Raw genomic sequence first — 14745 nt, forward strand, 5'->3', positions numbered from 1 at the left:
GTTGTATATACCCCATTTTGAATATGCCGATCTGAGTAGACGGGGGATGAAATGTTCGAGTGGATAGGCGAAGCCGCCGAAACCGTGCGCCGGATCGGCACGCCCGGCTTTCCCGCAGCTCTGGCCGACGCCCTGCGCACGGTGGCACCCTTCGACTACACGGTGGTCTTCGGCTATGTCGGCTCCAACCCGCCGGTGGATCTCCATGACGACTTTCCCGCCTCCAAACGGCAGGTCTTCGTCCAGGATTACCAGGCCGGGCCTTACGTGCTCGACCCGTTCTTCCTGGCCGCCACCAAGCCGGTCGCACCCGGCCTCTACCGGATGCGTGATGTCGCCCCCGACCGGTTCTACCAGGGCGAATACTTCCGCAGCTACTACGTCCAGACCGGCCTGGCCGAGGAGATCGGCTATTTCATCGCCATCCCCGGCACCGGCATGATCGTGGTCTCGCTGATGCGCTCCGACCGGACCTTCTCGGCCAAGGAATACCGGCACCTGACTGCGGTCTGGCCGATGGTCGAGGCCATGTGCCAGCGCCATTGGGCCAGTTTCGCCGACATGGCGGGCACCACAGACCCATCACAAGGCTCGGTGCGCGGCAAGGTCGACCGCGCCTTTCACGCCTTTGGCGAGGGCCTCCTGACCCCGCGCGAACGCGAGGTTGTCGAACACACGCTCAAGGGCCATTCGGCCGATGCGGTGGGCGCCATACTGGGCATCTCGCCGGGCACCGTGCGCATCCATCGCCGCAACATCTATGCCAAGCTCCGGATCAACTCGCAGGGAGAGCTGTTCTCAAAATTCATCGCCGGCATCGTCTAACCCGCCTCACAGCACCCGCAGCCGAGGCCGCTTATAGGCCGCCGCAGGCGCGATCATCAGCTCGTGCAGCGCCCAGACCAGCGCGTCCACCCGGTCGGGCGATCCCGGCCCCTCGTACCCGCGCGCGGTCATCTGCCCCATCTGCTCCTCCAGATGCACCAGCCCCGCCACGTGCCGTACCCGCCCCTGCTCATAGAGTGCGGCCACCGGTTCGGCCCGCGCCACCTTGCCCCGCGCCGCATGCACCGCCCTGAACGGCACCAGCGGGTCCACCTGGCGCAACACCTCCTCGACCAGCTGGCCGCCCTGGTTGACCTCGGCCACCAGACGCTCGGCTCCGAATTCGTCCATCGCCGCAATCGCCGCCCGCGCCCAGGCGGTCGGGCCCGCGCCCTGCACCGTCCGGTCCGCCAGCACCCAGGCGCGCCAGTCCTGTGGCGGTCCCTGCATCTGTGCGCCCACCACCACGATGCCGCAGGCATCCGCATCCGCACCACCGCTGACCGAGGGGTCCAGCGCCACCACCACGCGGTCGAGCGCTGGTGCGGCGCCGCCCCGGGCCGCTTCCAGCAGCGCACCGGTCCACAACGCCCCCTCGGCATCGGCCAGCAGAACCCCGTCCAGCTCCTGCCGCCCCAGCCGGGTTCCGGCATAACGCGCCCGCACCTCTTCCAGAAAGGACTCGGCCAGATTGGCCCGGTTCGCCTCGGTCGGCGCATGGGTCTGCACCGTGCTGGGCGCCGCCATCAGGTCCTTCAGCACTTTCACATTGCGCGGCGTCGTGGTTACACAGACCTGCGGCCGGTCCCCCAGGCGCAGCGCAAATTGCAGCATGTCCCAGGTCGCGCCGCCCTTTTTCCACTTGGCCAGTTCATCCACCCAGGCCGCGTCGAACTGCGGCCCGCGCAGCGCCTCGGGGTCCTGCGCCGAAAACACCTGCGCCTCGGCGCCATTGGGCCAGATCAGCTTGCGCTCGCTGGCCTTCCATTGCGGCCGCCGGTCCGGCGGCGAACAACACAATATACCGCTGTCGCCAAACACCATCACATCGCGCACCTGATCATAGGTCTCGCCCACCAGCGCCACCCGCCGCGCGTGCCCCTCATCCATCGGCCGCGAACCCTCGACCTGCGCGCGTACCCATTCGGCGCCTGCGCGCGTCTTGCCCGCGCCGCGCCCGCCCAGGATCACCCAGGCGCGCCAATCGCCCTCGGGTGGCAGCTGATGCTCCATCGCCCAGAACTCGAATAAAAAAGGGAGGGCGCACAGCCCTCCCTCCCCGATCTCACTCAGAAACCGCTCCCTCTCGGCAGCACTTGCGCAGGCGAGCAAGACGGCACCCGATCTCAGATCGGGCGCGCTCGAGATCGAGCGCGTATCCGCCTTGGGCAATGCCCGCTTCTCTTCGTACCTGTTCGGCAAAACTGGCCTCCACTTTCTGACACTCGCGGATCAGGCTCGCGGCCTGACCCACCTGCTTGCCGAAACCGGCAAGATCGCCTTCCTCCCCGGTTCGGATCCGTTTTTGCAGGTCTTCCGCCGCATTGCGCAGATCGCGAATGGAGTTCTCCAGGGACTGAAGCAGTTCAGCCGTCCGCGAAATCCGCTCCTCCGGGGTAATCAAAGTCATGTTTGCTCGTGACCTCATGCGAGAGTGATCTCCGCACGAGAGAGACGAAAAAACGGCCACCGGGTCACCCCGGGGCCGTTTGCCCATCTCTTCTAGCATGTCACAACCTATACGCGAGACCGCGCGTAGAGTCAAGCACAAGGTGCAACAGCGCAACACCTAACGCACTGTAATACCTAACAAAACATTAGCAGAAGCCGGGCGCGCCGTGGCGCGGCGCTTTTCCCGCTTTTCATTATGCGCCGCCTTGATCATATCTGTGTCATGCCCACGGACCTCAGCCATTTCGAAACCATTGCCCGCCGCACTGTCGATGCGATGCCCCACGCCTTTCGCGCCGCCGCGCAACTGGTGCTGCTGCGCATCGCCGACTGGCCCGACCCCGACATGCTCGCCGATCTCGGCATCGAAGACCCGCTGGAACTGACCGGTCTTTATGACGGGATTCCGATGACCGAAAAATCAGTCGAGGATTTTCCCGCCCCGCCCGACGCGGTGTGGCTCTTTCGCGAACCCATTCTAGCCGAGTGGCGCGAGCGTCCGGGCGTCGCACTGGACGACCTGATCGCGCATGTGGTCGTGCACGAGTTCGCGCATCACTTCGGCTGGTCGGATGAGGACATTGCCATGATCGACGAATGGTGGACCTGACGGGCACCGTAGTTGCCGGTACAGCGGCGTACAAAACGGTCAATCCGCCCTGAAACCCCGGTACAAAACGGACAAAACCCCGCCGTCCCAGCGGGGTTTCTAATTTCAGTTGCCTTGCTGCTGCGCCTCGATCTCGCGCCACTTGGCCACGTTGCGGTTATGCTCTTCGAGCGTTTCCGCAAAGGCATGCCCTCCGGTCCCGTCCGCCACGAAGAACACGAAATTCGTGGTATCCGGATTGGCCGCCGCCTCCAGGCTGGCAAGGCCCGGATTGGCGATCGGGGTCGGCGGAAGACCGTCAATCACGTATGTATTCCAAGGTGTTACCTTGCGAAGCTCACTTTGACGCAACCCACGACCCAGCACGCCTTGCCCCTTGGTGACGCCATAGATTACCGTCGGATCGGTTTGCAGCCGCATGCCGCGTTCCAGGCGGTTGACAAAGACGCTCGCCACCTGGCCGCGCTCTTCGGGGACACCGGTTTCCTTCTCGATGATCGAGGCCAGGATCAACAGCTCCTCTCGGGTCTCGATCGGCAGATCGCCCTGCCGTGCCTCCCAGGCCGCGTTAATTCTAAGCGTTTGTTTTTCCTGCATTTCCGCAAGAATCTCATCGCGGTTTTCGCCCTGCTGAACCTCATAGCTGTCCGGCGCAAGCATACCCTCGGCGGGCAGTTGTGAGACCTCGCCCGACAGCACGTCCCAGGCTTTCAGCCCCTCGACCACCTGCCAGCTGGTCACCCCTTCGGCCAGCGCCAACCGGTACCGCGTATCCCGCTGATCGCGTTTCTCGGCATAGATCTCCGGCGCCTCGCCTGCGGACGGATCGAACTCCACCAGTTCGACGAACTGCTCGGTGGTCGGGTCCAGCTCGCGAACTTCGACCTGCAACTTGTTGACACCAATACGATAAACAATCTCGGTCCCACAGGTGCTGGCGCCGCCGCGGGTGATCTGATCTATGATCCCCTCCATCGAGGCGCCTTCCTTGACCAGATAGCTGCCCGCCTTCAACTGCGGGGCCTTTTCCGAATAGCGCGCCCCGATCCGGAACAGCGCCCCGCTGCTCACGGCACCGGCGGCCTCAAGGTCACGGCTGACGCGGGTCATGTTGGACCCGCTTTTCACTTGCAGGCATATCGCGTTTTCCAGCGGGCCTTCCGCAACATATTGCGACTTGCCCCATAGGATCACGCCGGCCAGCAGGAACAGGCCAACCGCCAGAACGGTCAGCATGTTCGAGGCAAGAGCCCGCCACATCAGTCGGCCTTTCCGAAGATCACGCTCGCATTGGTGCCGCCAAAACCGAAGGAGTTCGACAGCGCCACGTCGATCTTGCGCTCGCGCTTGGCGTTGGGTGCCAGATCGACCGGGGTTTCAACGGCCGGATTATCCAGGTTGATGGTCGGTGGCGCCACCTGATCGCGGATCGCCAGGATCGAAAAGATCGCCTCGATCGCACCGGCAGCACCCAACAGGTGCCCGGTGGCCGACTTGGTCGAAGACATGGTGACATTGGCCGCATGGTTGCCCAACAGCCGCTCCACCGCGCCCAGCTCAATCGTGTCGGCCATGGTCGAGGTGCCATGCGCGTTGATGTAGTCCAGATCCGACGGCTCCAGCCCCGCGCTGCGCAGTGCGGCGCGCATCGAGCGTTCGGCCCCGTCGCCGGTCTCGGACGGCGCGGTGATGTGATAGGCATCACCCGACATGCCATAGCCCAGAACCTCGGCATAGATCTTGGCACCGCGCGCCTTGGCGTGCTCGTAATCCTCCAGCACCACGATGCCGGCGCCCTCGCCCATCACGAATCCATCGCGGTCGGCGTCATAGGGGCGGCTGGCAGCCTTGGGGTTGTCGGCGTATTTGGTCGACAGCGCCTTGCAGGCGTTGAACCCCGCAATACCGATCTCGCAGATACAGGCCTCGCCACCACCGGCGATCATCACATCGGCATCACCGGCCCGGATGATCCGGCTGGCATCGCCAATGGCATGCGCGCCGGTCGAACAGGCGGTCACCACCGAATGGTTCGGACCTTTGAAGCCGAAACGGATCGACACCTGGCCCGAGGCCAGGTTGATCAGCGCGCCGGGGATAAAGAAGGGCGACACCCGGCGCGGGCCCTTCTCCTTGATCAGGTTGGCGGTCTCGGCGATCGAGCCCAGCCCGCCAATGCCCGAGCCAATCAGAACGCCGGTGCGCAGCCGGTCCTCTTCGTCCTCGGGCAGCCAGTTGGCGTCCTTGCAGGCCATCTCGGCGGCCGCGATGGAATAGAGGATAAAATCTTCGATCTTGCGCTGCTCTTTCGGCGGCATCCAGTCGTCGGGGTTGAAAGTACCAGCTGTTCCGTCACCGCGCGGCACCTCGCAGGCGTAGGTCGTGGTGACGCCCGACGCCACCGCATCGAACCGTGTGATCGGACCCGCGCCCGATTGTCCGTCCAGCAGCCGGGACCATGTTTCCTCGACCCCGCTGGCCAAAGGAGTGATCAGTCCCAGTCCGGTTACAACGACTCTGCGCATATATTGCCTCTTGCCTTCATGGTGTTCGAGAACCGCTCTTACCCTGCCCGGCCCCAATTGGGCAAGAGCAAGGGCGCTTCACAGCTCAGCCAGAGGCGGCCACTTGCCGCCCGATCAGGCCGAGAACGGTCGTCAACAGCTGTGCGGCCAGCACGGCCCCCGCGTCATCCCGGTCATTCGCTGGCATGAATTCCACCAGGTCGAACCCCGCGATCCGCGCCTTTTGCGAGACACCCCGGATCAGGCGCAGGGCCTGAGCATAGGTCAGCCCGCCCGCCGTGGGCGCGATCACGGCTGGCATGATCGACGGATCGAGCGCGTCGCAATCAAAGCAGATCACCACCTGTGCACCGGCGGGGATCAGGTCCAACGCGCGATCCAGACCACCGGCATCCAGTTCATGCGCCGGGATCAGGTGTGCGCCCCAGGCCAGCGCGGCCTCCAGCGCGTCCATCCGCGCCGAGCCCACGCCGCGCGCGCCAACCTGGATGATCCGCTCCACATGCGGCATCTCGCTGGCCCGGCGCATGGTGGAGCTCAGGCCCCAGCGCTCGCCCTCCACCTCGTCGCGCCAGTCGATATGCGCGTCGATTTGCAAGATGGTGATGGGACCGCGATCCGCGTAGGCAGCCAGTAGCGGAGTGGGCAGCGAGTCGTCGCCACCCAAAAGGACCGGCACCGCCCCCACGGACAGTACCGCGCGGGTCGTCGCCTCGATCAGGGCGCGGTTGCGCGCCGGATCGGATGGCTCCACGGACAGATCACCGGCGTCGACGGCCCGAACGCCAGCCGGCAGGACCGGCCCGCCAAGGTCGAAATTCACCTTGGCGGTGTCCCCGGCATAAGCCGCGCTGCCTGCCCGCATCGCGGCAGGGCCGCCAGCGCAATATGCGCCCACGGATCGGTAAGGCGTGGCGCAATCCGCGCCAAAGATCACGATATCCGCCTCTGGCGCACCGGGTTCCGCGCGCGGCAGCCCCAGAAAGCTGCCCGGAGCGCCGCCAGCGCCAAACATGTCCTTCAGCCCGACCATCATACCCTCCACCTTTGTCTGTGGCGCAGGGTTCTGCATCGCGAGCCGACAGGCAAGCCTTATTGGAACGGTGCGACCGGTTCGTGCGCGTCGCTCGCGATCCTCAGCGCCTCGTCCAGTTCCACCGTCTTGTGGAACAGCGCCCGGCCAACCAGCGCCCCGGCGATGTTTGGCACATAAGCAAGACGAGAAATATCGTCGACCGTCCGCACCACGCCGCTGGCAATGACCGGTGTGCGCGAGTGTTCGGCGACGCGGGCGATCATGCCCAGCCGCGCCTCGACCTCGCCGACATCGCTGTCGATGTCGGTGACCACGATGGCGGCGAATGGAACCCCGGCATAGGCGTCGATAAACGCCTCGGGGGTATAGGCGCTCTGGCTGCGCCAGCCGTCGGTCATGACATAGCCCTGCCAGACGTCCACCGTCAGCACGATCTGGTCGGGGTGACGCTTGGCCAAGTCCTTGACCATCGCGGGTTCGCGCGCGGCCAGGGTTCCGATCACGATCCGCCCCGCCCCCTTGTCGATCCAATGCTCGATCCGTTCGCGCGACCGCATACCGCCGGCCAGTTGAACCGGGATCTCGGCCTTGCGGATGATCTCTTCGACCAGGGCGTCATTGCCGGGTTGACCCGCGGCCGCGTCAAGATCGGTCAGGTGCATCCACTCGGCACCGGCCTTGGCCCAGCGTTCGACCGTCGCGATGGGGTCGACATGCCAGAGCATGGGGGTATCCAGGCGCCCCCGGTCGAGGCTGACGCAACGACCTTTTTGCAGTTCCATCGTCGGGTAGATGATCATGGCCGCTCCTCCGCTGAAAGCCAACGAGATGCAGCTTATCACAGCGCTTCGCCAAGCTTGCTGACCTGAATTCGGTGAAATGCGTCTGTTTCGCGACACACTTGGTTTCAGTTGTGGGCAGGCGGCCCATCCCGGCGGAGCAAAACAACCGGATCACCGCCGAACTCGGATCGGCGCATCTCGCGATAACCCAAGGCCCCTGCCAGCCGCAATGAGCGTTCATTCTCTGGCGAGACCATGGCCACCAGCCGACCAGGGATGATCCGGTCGAACCAGTCATGCGCCGCCTGAACGGCTTCGCGCCCCAGCCCCTGCCCCTGCATTTCGGGCGACAGGGCCCAACCCGCCTCCGGATAGGGATCGAAGTCGTCGCCCAGATCGCGGCTTGTATAGAAAAAACCGGCCTGCCCGATCAGTTCGCGTGTCTTCTGCAAGATCACGCCCCATTGCCCGAACCCTGTCATCTGCCAGTGGCCTGCATTGCGGAGGAAGGCGTCCCACGCCTCGCCCCGGGTCTTCGGCCCGCCGCCGATGAATTGCACAACGTCGGGATCGGCCCAGATCCGGGCATAGCGGTCGAAATCCTCGGGCCGCATGCCTGCCAGCCGCAACCGCGCGGTATTCAGAATTGGAATGGATCGGATCATTTGTGCCCGTCTTGTTTGTCTGCCTCGGATCAAAGGTGCAAACGCGCAGGGATTCGGGCAATGGCTTTCCGGTCACAAAAACGAAAAAGGCGCCTTCCTGCCGGAAGGCGCCTGGGAAACCTGTCGGTCTCGAACCGAAGGTCAGGACGCTTCGGTGATGAACTTGACTGCGTCGCCAAAGGTCTGGATGGTTTCGGCCGCATCGTCCGGGATCTCGATGCCGAACTCTTCTTCAAAAGCCATGACCAGCTCGACGGTGTCGAGGCTGTCTGCGCCCAGGTCGTCGATGAACGAGGCGTTCTCGGTCACTTTGTCTTCTTCGACACCCAGGTGCTCCACAACGATCTTCTTAACGCGATCTGCGACGTCGCTCATGTCAGTTCCTCATTCCTACGGGGCCTCTGGCCCATTTCTGCCCTTGCCCGCTCGGGGTGGCTTGGTTTTGCCCGGTCCGGGCGGTTCAGGTTCCGGGGAGTTCCCGGTAAAGCAGAAGGCCGACCCCATCGCCCGGCCTTCTTCAGGATGCGCCGCCTATAACACAGACGCGCGCGTTGGCAAACGCTTTCGCATTTGGCCGCCGCGCCGCTCACAACATGGCCATACCGCCGTTTACATGCAAGGTGGCACCGGTCACATATGCCGCCTCAGCGCTGGCAAGATAGAGCACAGCAGCCGCAATTTCCTCGGGCGTCCCCATGCGCCCGGCGGGAACCTGCGCCAACAGGCCGGTTTTCTGCTCATCCGTCAGTTTGTCGGTCATCGCCGTGGTGATAAAGCCCGGCGCCACTGCGTTGACAGTGATTCCCCGGCTGGCGACCTCATAGGCCAGCGCCTTGGACATGCCGATGACGCCCGCCTTGGAGGCGGCATAGTTGCCCTGCCCAGGGTTTCCGATGGCGCCTACCACCGACGAGATGTTCACGATCCGGCCCCAGCGCGCCTTCATCATGCCGCGCAGCACGCCCTTGCACAGTTTCATGGTGGCGGTCAGGTTGACGTCGATCACGCTCTGCCATTCGTCATCCGACATGCGCATGAACAGATTGTCACGGGTGATACCGGCATTGTTCACCAGAATATCGACCGAACCCAGCACTTCGGCAGCCTGTTTCGGCAGTGCCTCGACCGCCGCCATGTCGCTCAGGTTGCAGGTCAGCACATGGGCGCGTTCGCCCAGTTCGTCGGCCAGCGCCTGAAGCGGCTCGACCCGGGTGCCCGACAGCACCACCGAGGCACCAGCCCCGTGCAGCGCGCGCGCGATGGCACCGCCGATACCACCCGAAGCGCCGGTGATCAGGGCATTCTTTCCGGTCAGATCAAACATAGACATATTCCTCTTATCGCCGACCTGACAGATCGGGTCTTGCAAATTTAGGTGGGTTCAGGAGTCGCCAGCAAGGATTTTTTGCACATCTTCCGGTGTGCCGGCGGGTTTGCAGGCGATGTCGCGGTTGATCTTGCGCACCATGCCCGACAGCGCCTTGCCCGCGCCGATCTCCCAGATCTCGGTCACGCCTTGGGCCGCCATGTATTCGACGCTTTCCCGCCAGCGAACAGACCCGGTCACCTGCTCGACCAGCAATTGCCGGATCAGGTCGGGATCGTTCACCGCCTCGGCGCGCACATTGGCGACCAGCGGCACGGCGGGGGCCTTGATCTCGACGCCAGCCAGCGCCTCGGCCATGGCATCGGCGGCGGGCTGCATCAGGGCACAATGGAACGGGGCGCTGACCGGCAGCATGACGGCACGCTTGGCGCCCTTCGCCTTGGCGATCTCGGCGGCGCGTTCCACTGCCGCCTTGGTGCCCGAAACCACCACTTGGGTGGGATCGTTGTCATTGGCGGCCTGACAGACCTCGCCCTGCGCGGCCTCGGCGGCCACCTCGCGCACCGCGGCCAGGTCGAGGCCAAGGATCGCCGCCATGGCACCCTGCCCGACCGGCACCGCGCTTTGCATTGCCAGTCCACGGGTGCGCAGCAGGCGCGCGGTGTCACCAACGCTCAGCGCCCCGGCGGCGGCCAGCGCCGAATACTCGCCCAGCGAGTGACCGGCGACAAAGGCGGCCTCGGTGATCGCCACGCCCTCGGCCTCGAGCGCGCGCATCGCAGCCATCGAGGTCGCCATCAGCGCGGGCTGCGCATTCTGTGTCAGCGTCAGGGTCTCGATATCGCCCTCCCAGATCAGCGCGCTCAGCTTCTCGCCCAGCGCCGCGTCCACCTCGTCGAACACGGCTTGTGCCGCCGGATAGGCCTCGGCCAGCGCCTTGCCCATGCCGATGGTCTGGGCGCCCTGCCCGGGAAACACGAATGCGGTCGTCATCTCTGTCCCTTCGCTCTCTGAAACGTTGACGCCGGGTGTAACCGCCCCGCCCGCATCGTACAAGCTCTGCATCCTGACACGGGGGGTGTGCGATCACGCATATTGTTCGGACCAAGCTACCGGTTAGGTTCGGCCTGTCCCTGAATTCCGGTAATAGAGATGCAAATTTCAAACACAGACCGAAGCTATGGCGGCGTGACCAAGTCCTTTCACTGGCTCACGGCCCTTCTGATTCTCACGATCATCCCGGTTGGCTGGATCGCGAACGATCTGGCCCACGCGGTGACCGACCCCTCAATTCCCAGCACCGAGGCAGACATCGCGCGCGCCGCGTGGCTGTTTTCAGTGCACAAGACGCTGGGGGTCACGATGTTCTTTGTAGCGGTGGCGCGCATTCTGTGGGCGCTTACTCAAACCAAGCCCGGGTTGCTCAACGCCGAAAACCGGGCCGAGGCGATGGCCGCCGAAACCGTTCACTGGCTGCTTTACGGATCACTCGTGCTGGTGCCCCTCAGTGGCTGGATTCACCATGCCGCGACCGAGGGGTTCGCCCCGATCTGGTGGCCCTTTGGTCAGTCGCTGCCGCTGGTCCCGAAAGACGCGGCACTGGCCGCACTGGCAGCGGGACTGCACCAGGTTCTGCAATGGGTTCTGGTGGGCTCGCTTGCGCTGCATGTGGCGGGGGCCCTGAAACACCATGTCATCGACCGGGACCAGACCCTGCGGCGCATGCTGCCGGGTCGCGGCGCATCACCGCTGCCGCCTGCGCAAACCAATTCCGGATTGCCGCTGGTTGCAGCCCTTGCAGTCTGGGTCGCGGCGCTTGGCACTGGGACGTGGTTGGGCATGTTCGACAGACAAGCCGGGGCCGTGGTCGCGCAAGGCGTCCCGTTGGAAAGCGTTGCCTCCGACTGGACGGTGAGCGAAGGGACGCTGTCCATCACCGTGACCCAGCTTGGCAATCCCGTGACCGGGAGCTTTGCCGATTGGACCGCCGCCATCCACTTCGAAGAACCCCAACAGCCTGGCCCCGCCGGCGATGTGGCCGTCACCATCGCAATCGGCTCGCTGACGCTGGGCTCAGTGACAGCACAGGCCATGGGCCCGGATTTCTTTGACGCCTCGGTCTTTCCCACCGCCGAGTTTCTGGCCGATCTCTACCGGACCGAGGCCGGGTACGAGGCGCGCGGCACACTCACGCTGCGCGGCACCACGGTGGATGTGACTTTGCCCTTCGATCTGGATCAACAGGGCAACACCGCCAGGGCAAGCGGCACTGTCACCTTGAACCGGCTGGATTTCGGGATCGGCGGCAACATGGCGGATGAAAGCTCACTCAAGTTTCCGGTCACGGTGACAATGAGCCTGACAGCGACAAAGTAATCTGTCCGAACTGCTCAACAAAAAAGGCCCGGAAAACCGGGCCTTTTTCTATTCTCAGGCTGGTCGTTTAAGAACCGCTTGCGTCCGCTTTCATCGCCTCGACCGAGATGCGCACCTCGACCTCGTCGCTGACAAACGGGGCGAACATGCCCAGGTTGAACTCGGACCGGACGACGGTCGTGGTGGCGTCAAAACCGGCCCAAGGCTTGCCTGCCATCGGGTGATCACCCATCTGGTTCAGCTTCGCGTCCAGCACCACCGGCTTGGTCACGCCGTTCATCGACAGGTCACCGGTGATCTTGGCGGTGTTCTTGCCGGTCACTTCGATGCCGGTCGACACAAAGGTGATCATGTCCCCTTCCTTGGCGCCAAAGAAATCGCCCGAGAAGAAATGCGCCTCGCGCTCTTCCCATCCGGTGAACATCGAAAGCACAGGCATCGAAACGGCGACGGTCGAGGCGGCCGGATCTTCCTGATCGAACATGATCTCGCCCTCAAAGCCCGAGAACACGCCCGTGGTGGTCGAGTATCCAAGGTGATTGTAGGAGAAGACCACCTGGCTATGGCTGGCGTCCAGCACATATTTCTGCGGCGCGGCCAGAACCGACGTGGCGGTACCTGCGATCAGCGCGGCGGCGAGGAGAGAGGATTTCATGCGGAGCTCCATGTCAGCAATTGTGGGATCAGGCCGAACGCTATGTTCGGCTTGACCTTTGACATGGGGCAGAGAAGAAGTTCGGGCAATTCGCCATTCGCTCACAGAACATGTGAGCGAATGAACAGCCGCCGATCAGGCGGAGATGTTGACCAGGCCGCTCAACTGCATGCGCAAGGCGTGGCGAATTTCGGTCGAGTCGATGGGAAGCCGCATCAGGATGGTGCCGTCGACATCGCTGATCTCGAGATAGTGCTCGTTAAAGCGAACGCTACCCAGGCTGTCATAGCTGCGCCGCAGGATGGTCTGGGGCCGGCCGCGGTTATTCTTTTGCAGGACCCGCAACTCCCTGCGGATCGGATCGAAATAGGCGTCCGGCTGGTTATCCTGATGATGCAGCATCAAAAGAGCCAGCCCGCTGAAGAAGAAGAACAGCGAAACGCCCAGCTTCATCAACGCCGTTTCCGCGCTTGCATCCGAGCCGGGCAACAACCACATCGCAGCCGCGCCGATCACCAGCGCCGTTCCGATCACCCGGAAGAATACCGTTCTGATCGGCCAGTTCGGCGCGAACGTGATCATCAGGGGCACCGACTCCTCGAAAGAGGGCAACGGCATCCGGTTACGAAGCATCTGCTGAGCCACTTGCATCTCGTTTCACCCTCCTGGAGCAAAAAAACGGGCCGGGTTGTGTCCGACACGGTTAACCTTCGATTCACATTGCGACCGGAATGGGGCAGGCCCGGGGTAATTGAGCGGCAAGGGGAGCAGCGCAACCCACGGGTGCCGCCGTGCCGGGGGTCTTGCCCCTGACGCACAACCGTGTATACGGGGCCATCCTTTTGCACGACGACATGAACCGCGCAGTCTCTCGTGGCAGGGCCGCAAAAGGATAGTTGGCCCCGCCTATGAAATGCGCCTTGATAGAAACTGGAGATGACATGGCTCTCTACGAGCATGTAATGATCGCGCGTCAGGACCTGTCCAACGCGCAGGCCGAAGGCCTCATCGAACACTTTGGCGCAGTCCTGGCCGACAACGGCGGCAAGCTGGTTGACAGCGAGTACTGGGGCGTCAAGACGATGGCCTACAAGATCAACAAGAACCGCAAGGGCCACTATGCCTTCCTGCGCTCGGATGCCCCCTCGGCCGCCGTGCAGGAAATGGAACGCCTGATGCGCCTGCACGAAGACGTGATGCGCGTCCTGACCATCAAGGTCGATGCGCACGAGGAAGGCCCCTCGGTCCAGATGCAGAAGCGCGACGAGCGTGAACCGCGCCGCGAGCGCCGCGCGTAACCTCGGGAAAAGGAGACTAAATCATGGCTGCAAAACCGTTTTTCCGCCGCCGCAAGGTCTGCCCCTTCTCGGGTGATAATGCGCCGAAAATCGACTACAAGGACACCAAACTGCTCCAGCGCTACATTTCCGAGCGCGGCAAGATCGTGCCCTCGCGTATCACTGCCGTTTCGGCAAAGAAGCAGCGTGAACTGGCCCGCGCCATCAAGCGCGCCCGCTTCCTCGCCCTGCTGCCCTATGCCGTGAAGTAAGGAGAGACTGACATGCAAGTTATCCTTCTGGAACGTGTGGCCAAGCTTGGCCAGATGGGCGAAGTCGTCGATGTGCGCCCTGGCTATGCCCGCAACTTCCTGCTGCCGCAGGGCAAGGCGCTGACCGCGTCCGCCGCCAATGTCGCCGCCTTCGAAGCCCAGAAAGCGCAGCTTGAAGCGCGCAACCTGGAAACCAAGCAAGAAGCCGAAGCTCTGGCTGAAAAGCTCGATGGCCAGCAGTTCATCGTGATTCGCTCGGCATCGGATGCCGGCGCGCTTTACGGCTCGGTCACGCCCCGTGACGCCGCCGAAGCCGCCACCGAAGCTGGCTTCTCGCTGGACAAGAAACAGGTCGCCCTGATCGCCCCGATCAAGGAACTGGGTCTGCACACCGTTGCCGTTCGCCTGCACCCCGAAGTCGAGGTTAGCATCGAACTCAACGTTGCCCGTTCGACCGAAGAGGCCGAATTGCAAGCGACAGGCAAGTCGATCCAGGATCTTGCGGCCGAAGAAGAAGCGGCTGCTGAATTCGAGATCGCCGAACTGTTCGACGACATCGGCAGCGCGGCGTCCGACGACGACGCGGCAGGGTCCGACAGCAACGTCTGAGCCATTGCCGATATGACCTTCGAGGCCGCCCCTACGGGCGGCCTTGTTCGTTGATGGGCGCTGAAACTGTTCCCGGTACTGCGGATTGGCCAGATTCCGCCCATGACGAGCATCG

18 protein-coding genes are annotated in these 14745 nt (G+C 63.7%); 6 read left to right on the forward strand and 12 right to left on the reverse strand.

The features are described 5' to 3' along the window. Positions 1-51 precede the first annotated feature (51 nt). Positions 52-825: a helix-turn-helix transcriptional regulator gene (locus OE747_RS01550; protein ID WP_263826851.1), complete on the forward strand. Its 774-nt coding sequence runs from the start codon at positions 52-54 to the stop codon at positions 823-825. A 6-nt stretch (positions 826-831) separates the two neighbouring features. On the opposite strand, the gene OE747_RS01555 is transcribed toward OE747_RS01550, so the two are convergent. Together OE747_RS01555 and OE747_RS01560 are read right to left on the reverse strand one after the other, a co-directional pair. Then, positions 832-2118 carry a DNA-packaging protein gene (locus OE747_RS01555; RefSeq protein WP_450103997.1) on the reverse strand — a complete coding sequence of 429 codons (1287 nt, stop codon included), beginning with the start codon at positions 2116-2118 and terminating at the stop codon, positions 832-834. Next, positions 2111-2455 (reverse strand): hypothetical protein, encoded by a 345-nt coding sequence (locus tag OE747_RS01560; protein ID WP_263826853.1) that lies wholly within the window; start codon positions 2453-2455, stop codon positions 2111-2113. The genes OE747_RS01555 and OE747_RS01560 overlap by 8 nt, the downstream gene beginning before the upstream one ends. Before the next feature lie 264 nt (positions 2456-2719). On the opposite strand from OE747_RS01560, the gene OE747_RS01565 reads away from it, so the two are divergent. Beyond that, positions 2720-3106, forward strand: a complete 387-nt coding sequence (locus tag OE747_RS01565; protein WP_263826854.1) for a metallopeptidase family protein — start codon at positions 2720-2722, stop codon at positions 3104-3106. Positions 3107-3211: 105 nt separating this feature from the next. On the opposite strand, the gene mltG is transcribed toward OE747_RS01565, so the two are convergent. From mltG to fabD, 8 genes are all read right to left on the reverse strand, one after another. Then, positions 3212-4366: an endolytic transglycosylase MltG gene (mltG, locus tag OE747_RS01570; RefSeq protein ID WP_263826855.1), complete on the reverse strand. Its 1155-nt coding sequence runs from the start codon at positions 4364-4366 to the stop codon at positions 3212-3214. Then, entirely contained in the window at positions 4366-5631 is a 1266-nt protein-coding gene (gene fabF / locus OE747_RS01575) for a beta-ketoacyl-ACP synthase II (protein WP_263826856.1), read from the reverse strand. The genes mltG and fabF overlap by 1 nt, the downstream gene beginning before the upstream one ends. An 85-nt stretch (positions 5632-5716) precedes the next feature. Beyond that, positions 5717-6664, reverse strand: a complete 948-nt coding sequence (locus OE747_RS01580; RefSeq protein ID WP_263826857.1) for an arginase family protein — start codon at positions 6662-6664, stop codon at positions 5717-5719. Between the two features lie 59 nt (positions 6665-6723). After that, positions 6724-7467 (reverse strand): 1-(5-phosphoribosyl)-5-[(5-phosphoribosylamino)methylideneamino]imidazole-4-carboxamide isomerase, encoded by a 744-nt coding sequence (locus OE747_RS01585; protein ID WP_263826858.1) that lies wholly within the window; start codon positions 7465-7467, stop codon positions 6724-6726. Positions 7468-7574: 107 nt separating this feature from the next. Beyond that, positions 7575-8114 (reverse strand): GNAT family N-acetyltransferase, encoded by a 540-nt coding sequence (locus OE747_RS01590; RefSeq protein ID WP_263826859.1) that lies wholly within the window; start codon positions 8112-8114, stop codon positions 7575-7577. 141 nt (positions 8115-8255) lie between these two features. Further along, on the reverse strand, positions 8256-8489 hold the full coding sequence (locus tag OE747_RS01595; RefSeq protein WP_028091986.1) for an acyl carrier protein: 234 nt from the start codon (positions 8487-8489) through the stop codon (positions 8256-8258). Between the two features lie 211 nt (positions 8490-8700). Continuing rightward, positions 8701-9438, reverse strand: coding sequence for a 3-oxoacyl-[acyl-carrier-protein] reductase (fabG, locus tag OE747_RS01600; RefSeq protein WP_263826860.1), 738 nt, complete (start codon positions 9436-9438; stop codon positions 8701-8703). A gap of 57 nt (positions 9439-9495) precedes the next feature. Beyond that, complete coding sequence (gene fabD / locus OE747_RS01605; protein WP_263826861.1) at positions 9496-10434, reverse strand: ACP S-malonyltransferase; 939 nt, start codon at positions 10432-10434, stop codon at positions 9496-9498. Between the two features lie 159 nt (positions 10435-10593). On the opposite strand from fabD, the gene OE747_RS01610 reads away from it, so the two are divergent. Continuing rightward, positions 10594-11817, forward strand: coding sequence for a cytochrome b/b6 domain-containing protein (locus tag OE747_RS01610; protein ID WP_263826862.1), 1224 nt, complete (start codon positions 10594-10596; stop codon positions 11815-11817). A gap of 67 nt (positions 11818-11884) precedes the next feature. Here OE747_RS01610 and OE747_RS01615 read toward each other — a convergent pair whose 3' ends face one another. Both OE747_RS01615 and OE747_RS01620 read right to left on the reverse strand, forming a co-directional pair. Continuing rightward, positions 11885-12472 carry a YceI family protein gene (locus tag OE747_RS01615; RefSeq protein ID WP_263826863.1) on the reverse strand — a complete coding sequence of 196 codons (588 nt, stop codon included), beginning with the start codon at positions 12470-12472 and terminating at the stop codon, positions 11885-11887. A 135-nt stretch (positions 12473-12607) separates the two neighbouring features. After that, the gene (locus OE747_RS01620; protein WP_263826864.1) at positions 12608-13117 is read right to left on the reverse strand and encodes a hypothetical protein; all 510 of its coding nucleotides are present in this window, start codon (positions 13115-13117) and stop codon (positions 12608-12610) included. Positions 13118-13413: 296 nt separating this feature from the next. On the opposite strand from OE747_RS01620, the gene rpsF reads away from it, so the two are divergent. From rpsF to rplI, 3 genes are read left to right on the forward strand one after another with little or no spacing between them, the layout of a single operon-like run. After that, entirely contained in the window at positions 13414-13770 is a 357-nt protein-coding gene (gene rpsF / locus OE747_RS01625) for a 30S ribosomal protein S6 (protein ID WP_093029285.1), read from the forward strand. A 23-nt stretch (positions 13771-13793) separates the two neighbouring features. Beyond that, positions 13794-14021, forward strand: coding sequence for a 30S ribosomal protein S18 (gene rpsR, locus OE747_RS01630; RefSeq protein ID WP_008328567.1), 228 nt, complete (start codon positions 13794-13796; stop codon positions 14019-14021). Positions 14022-14033: 12 nt separating this feature from the next. Then, on the forward strand, positions 14034-14630 hold the full coding sequence (gene rplI / locus OE747_RS01635; RefSeq protein WP_263826865.1) for a 50S ribosomal protein L9: 597 nt from the start codon (positions 14034-14036) through the stop codon (positions 14628-14630). Positions 14631-14745: the final 115 nt, after the last annotated feature.

Source organism: Ruegeria aquimaris, assembly GCF_025751555.1.
GTDB lineage: Bacteria > Pseudomonadota > Alphaproteobacteria > Rhodobacterales > Rhodobacteraceae > Ruegeria_B > Ruegeria_B aquimaris.

Bases quoted from the DNA above. Each gene is read 5' to 3' on its own strand.
- OE747_RS01590 (WP_263826859.1), bottom strand. From the start codon at position 8,114: ATGATCCGATCCATTCCAATTCTGAATACCGCGCGGTTGCGGCTGGCA.
- OE747_RS01560 (WP_263826853.1), bottom strand. From the start codon at position 2,455: ATGACTTTGATTACCCCGGAGGAGCGGATTTCGCGGACGGCTGAACTG.
- OE747_RS01585 (WP_263826858.1), bottom strand. From the start codon at position 7,467: ATGATCATCTACCCGACGATGGAACTGCAAAAAGGTCGTTGCGTCAGC.
- fabD (WP_263826861.1), bottom strand. From the start codon at position 10,434: ATGACGACCGCATTCGTGTTTCCCGGGCAGGGCGCCCAGACCATCGGC.
- OE747_RS01595 (WP_028091986.1), bottom strand. From the start codon at position 8,489: ATGAGCGACGTCGCAGATCGCGTTAAGAAGATCGTTGTGGAGCACCTG.
- OE747_RS01610 (WP_263826862.1), top strand. From the start codon at position 10,594: ATGCAAATTTCAAACACAGACCGAAGCTATGGCGGCGTGACCAAGTCC.
- OE747_RS01615 (WP_263826863.1), bottom strand. From the start codon at position 12,472: ATGAAATCCTCTCTCCTCGCCGCCGCGCTGATCGCAGGTACCGCCACG.
- rpsR (WP_008328567.1), top strand. From the start codon at position 13,794: ATGGCTGCAAAACCGTTTTTCCGCCGCCGCAAGGTCTGCCCCTTCTCG.
- OE747_RS01580 (WP_263826857.1), bottom strand. From the start codon at position 6,664: ATGGTCGGGCTGAAGGACATGTTTGGCGCTGGCGGCGCTCCGGGCAGC.
- rplI (WP_263826865.1), top strand. From the start codon at position 14,034: ATGCAAGTTATCCTTCTGGAACGTGTGGCCAAGCTTGGCCAGATGGGC.
- fabG (WP_263826860.1), bottom strand. From the start codon at position 9,438: ATGTTTGATCTGACCGGAAAGAATGCCCTGATCACCGGCGCTTCGGGT.
- OE747_RS01550 (WP_263826851.1), top strand. From the start codon at position 52: ATGTTCGAGTGGATAGGCGAAGCCGCCGAAACCGTGCGCCGGATCGGC.
- fabF (WP_263826856.1), bottom strand. From the start codon at position 5,631: ATGCGCAGAGTCGTTGTAACCGGACTGGGACTGATCACTCCTTTGGCC.
- OE747_RS01565 (WP_263826854.1), top strand. From the start codon at position 2,720: ATGCCCACGGACCTCAGCCATTTCGAAACCATTGCCCGCCGCACTGTC.
- mltG (WP_263826855.1), bottom strand. From the start codon at position 4,366: ATGTGGCGGGCTCTTGCCTCGAACATGCTGACCGTTCTGGCGGTTGGC.
- rpsF (WP_093029285.1), top strand. From the start codon at position 13,414: ATGGCTCTCTACGAGCATGTAATGATCGCGCGTCAGGACCTGTCCAAC.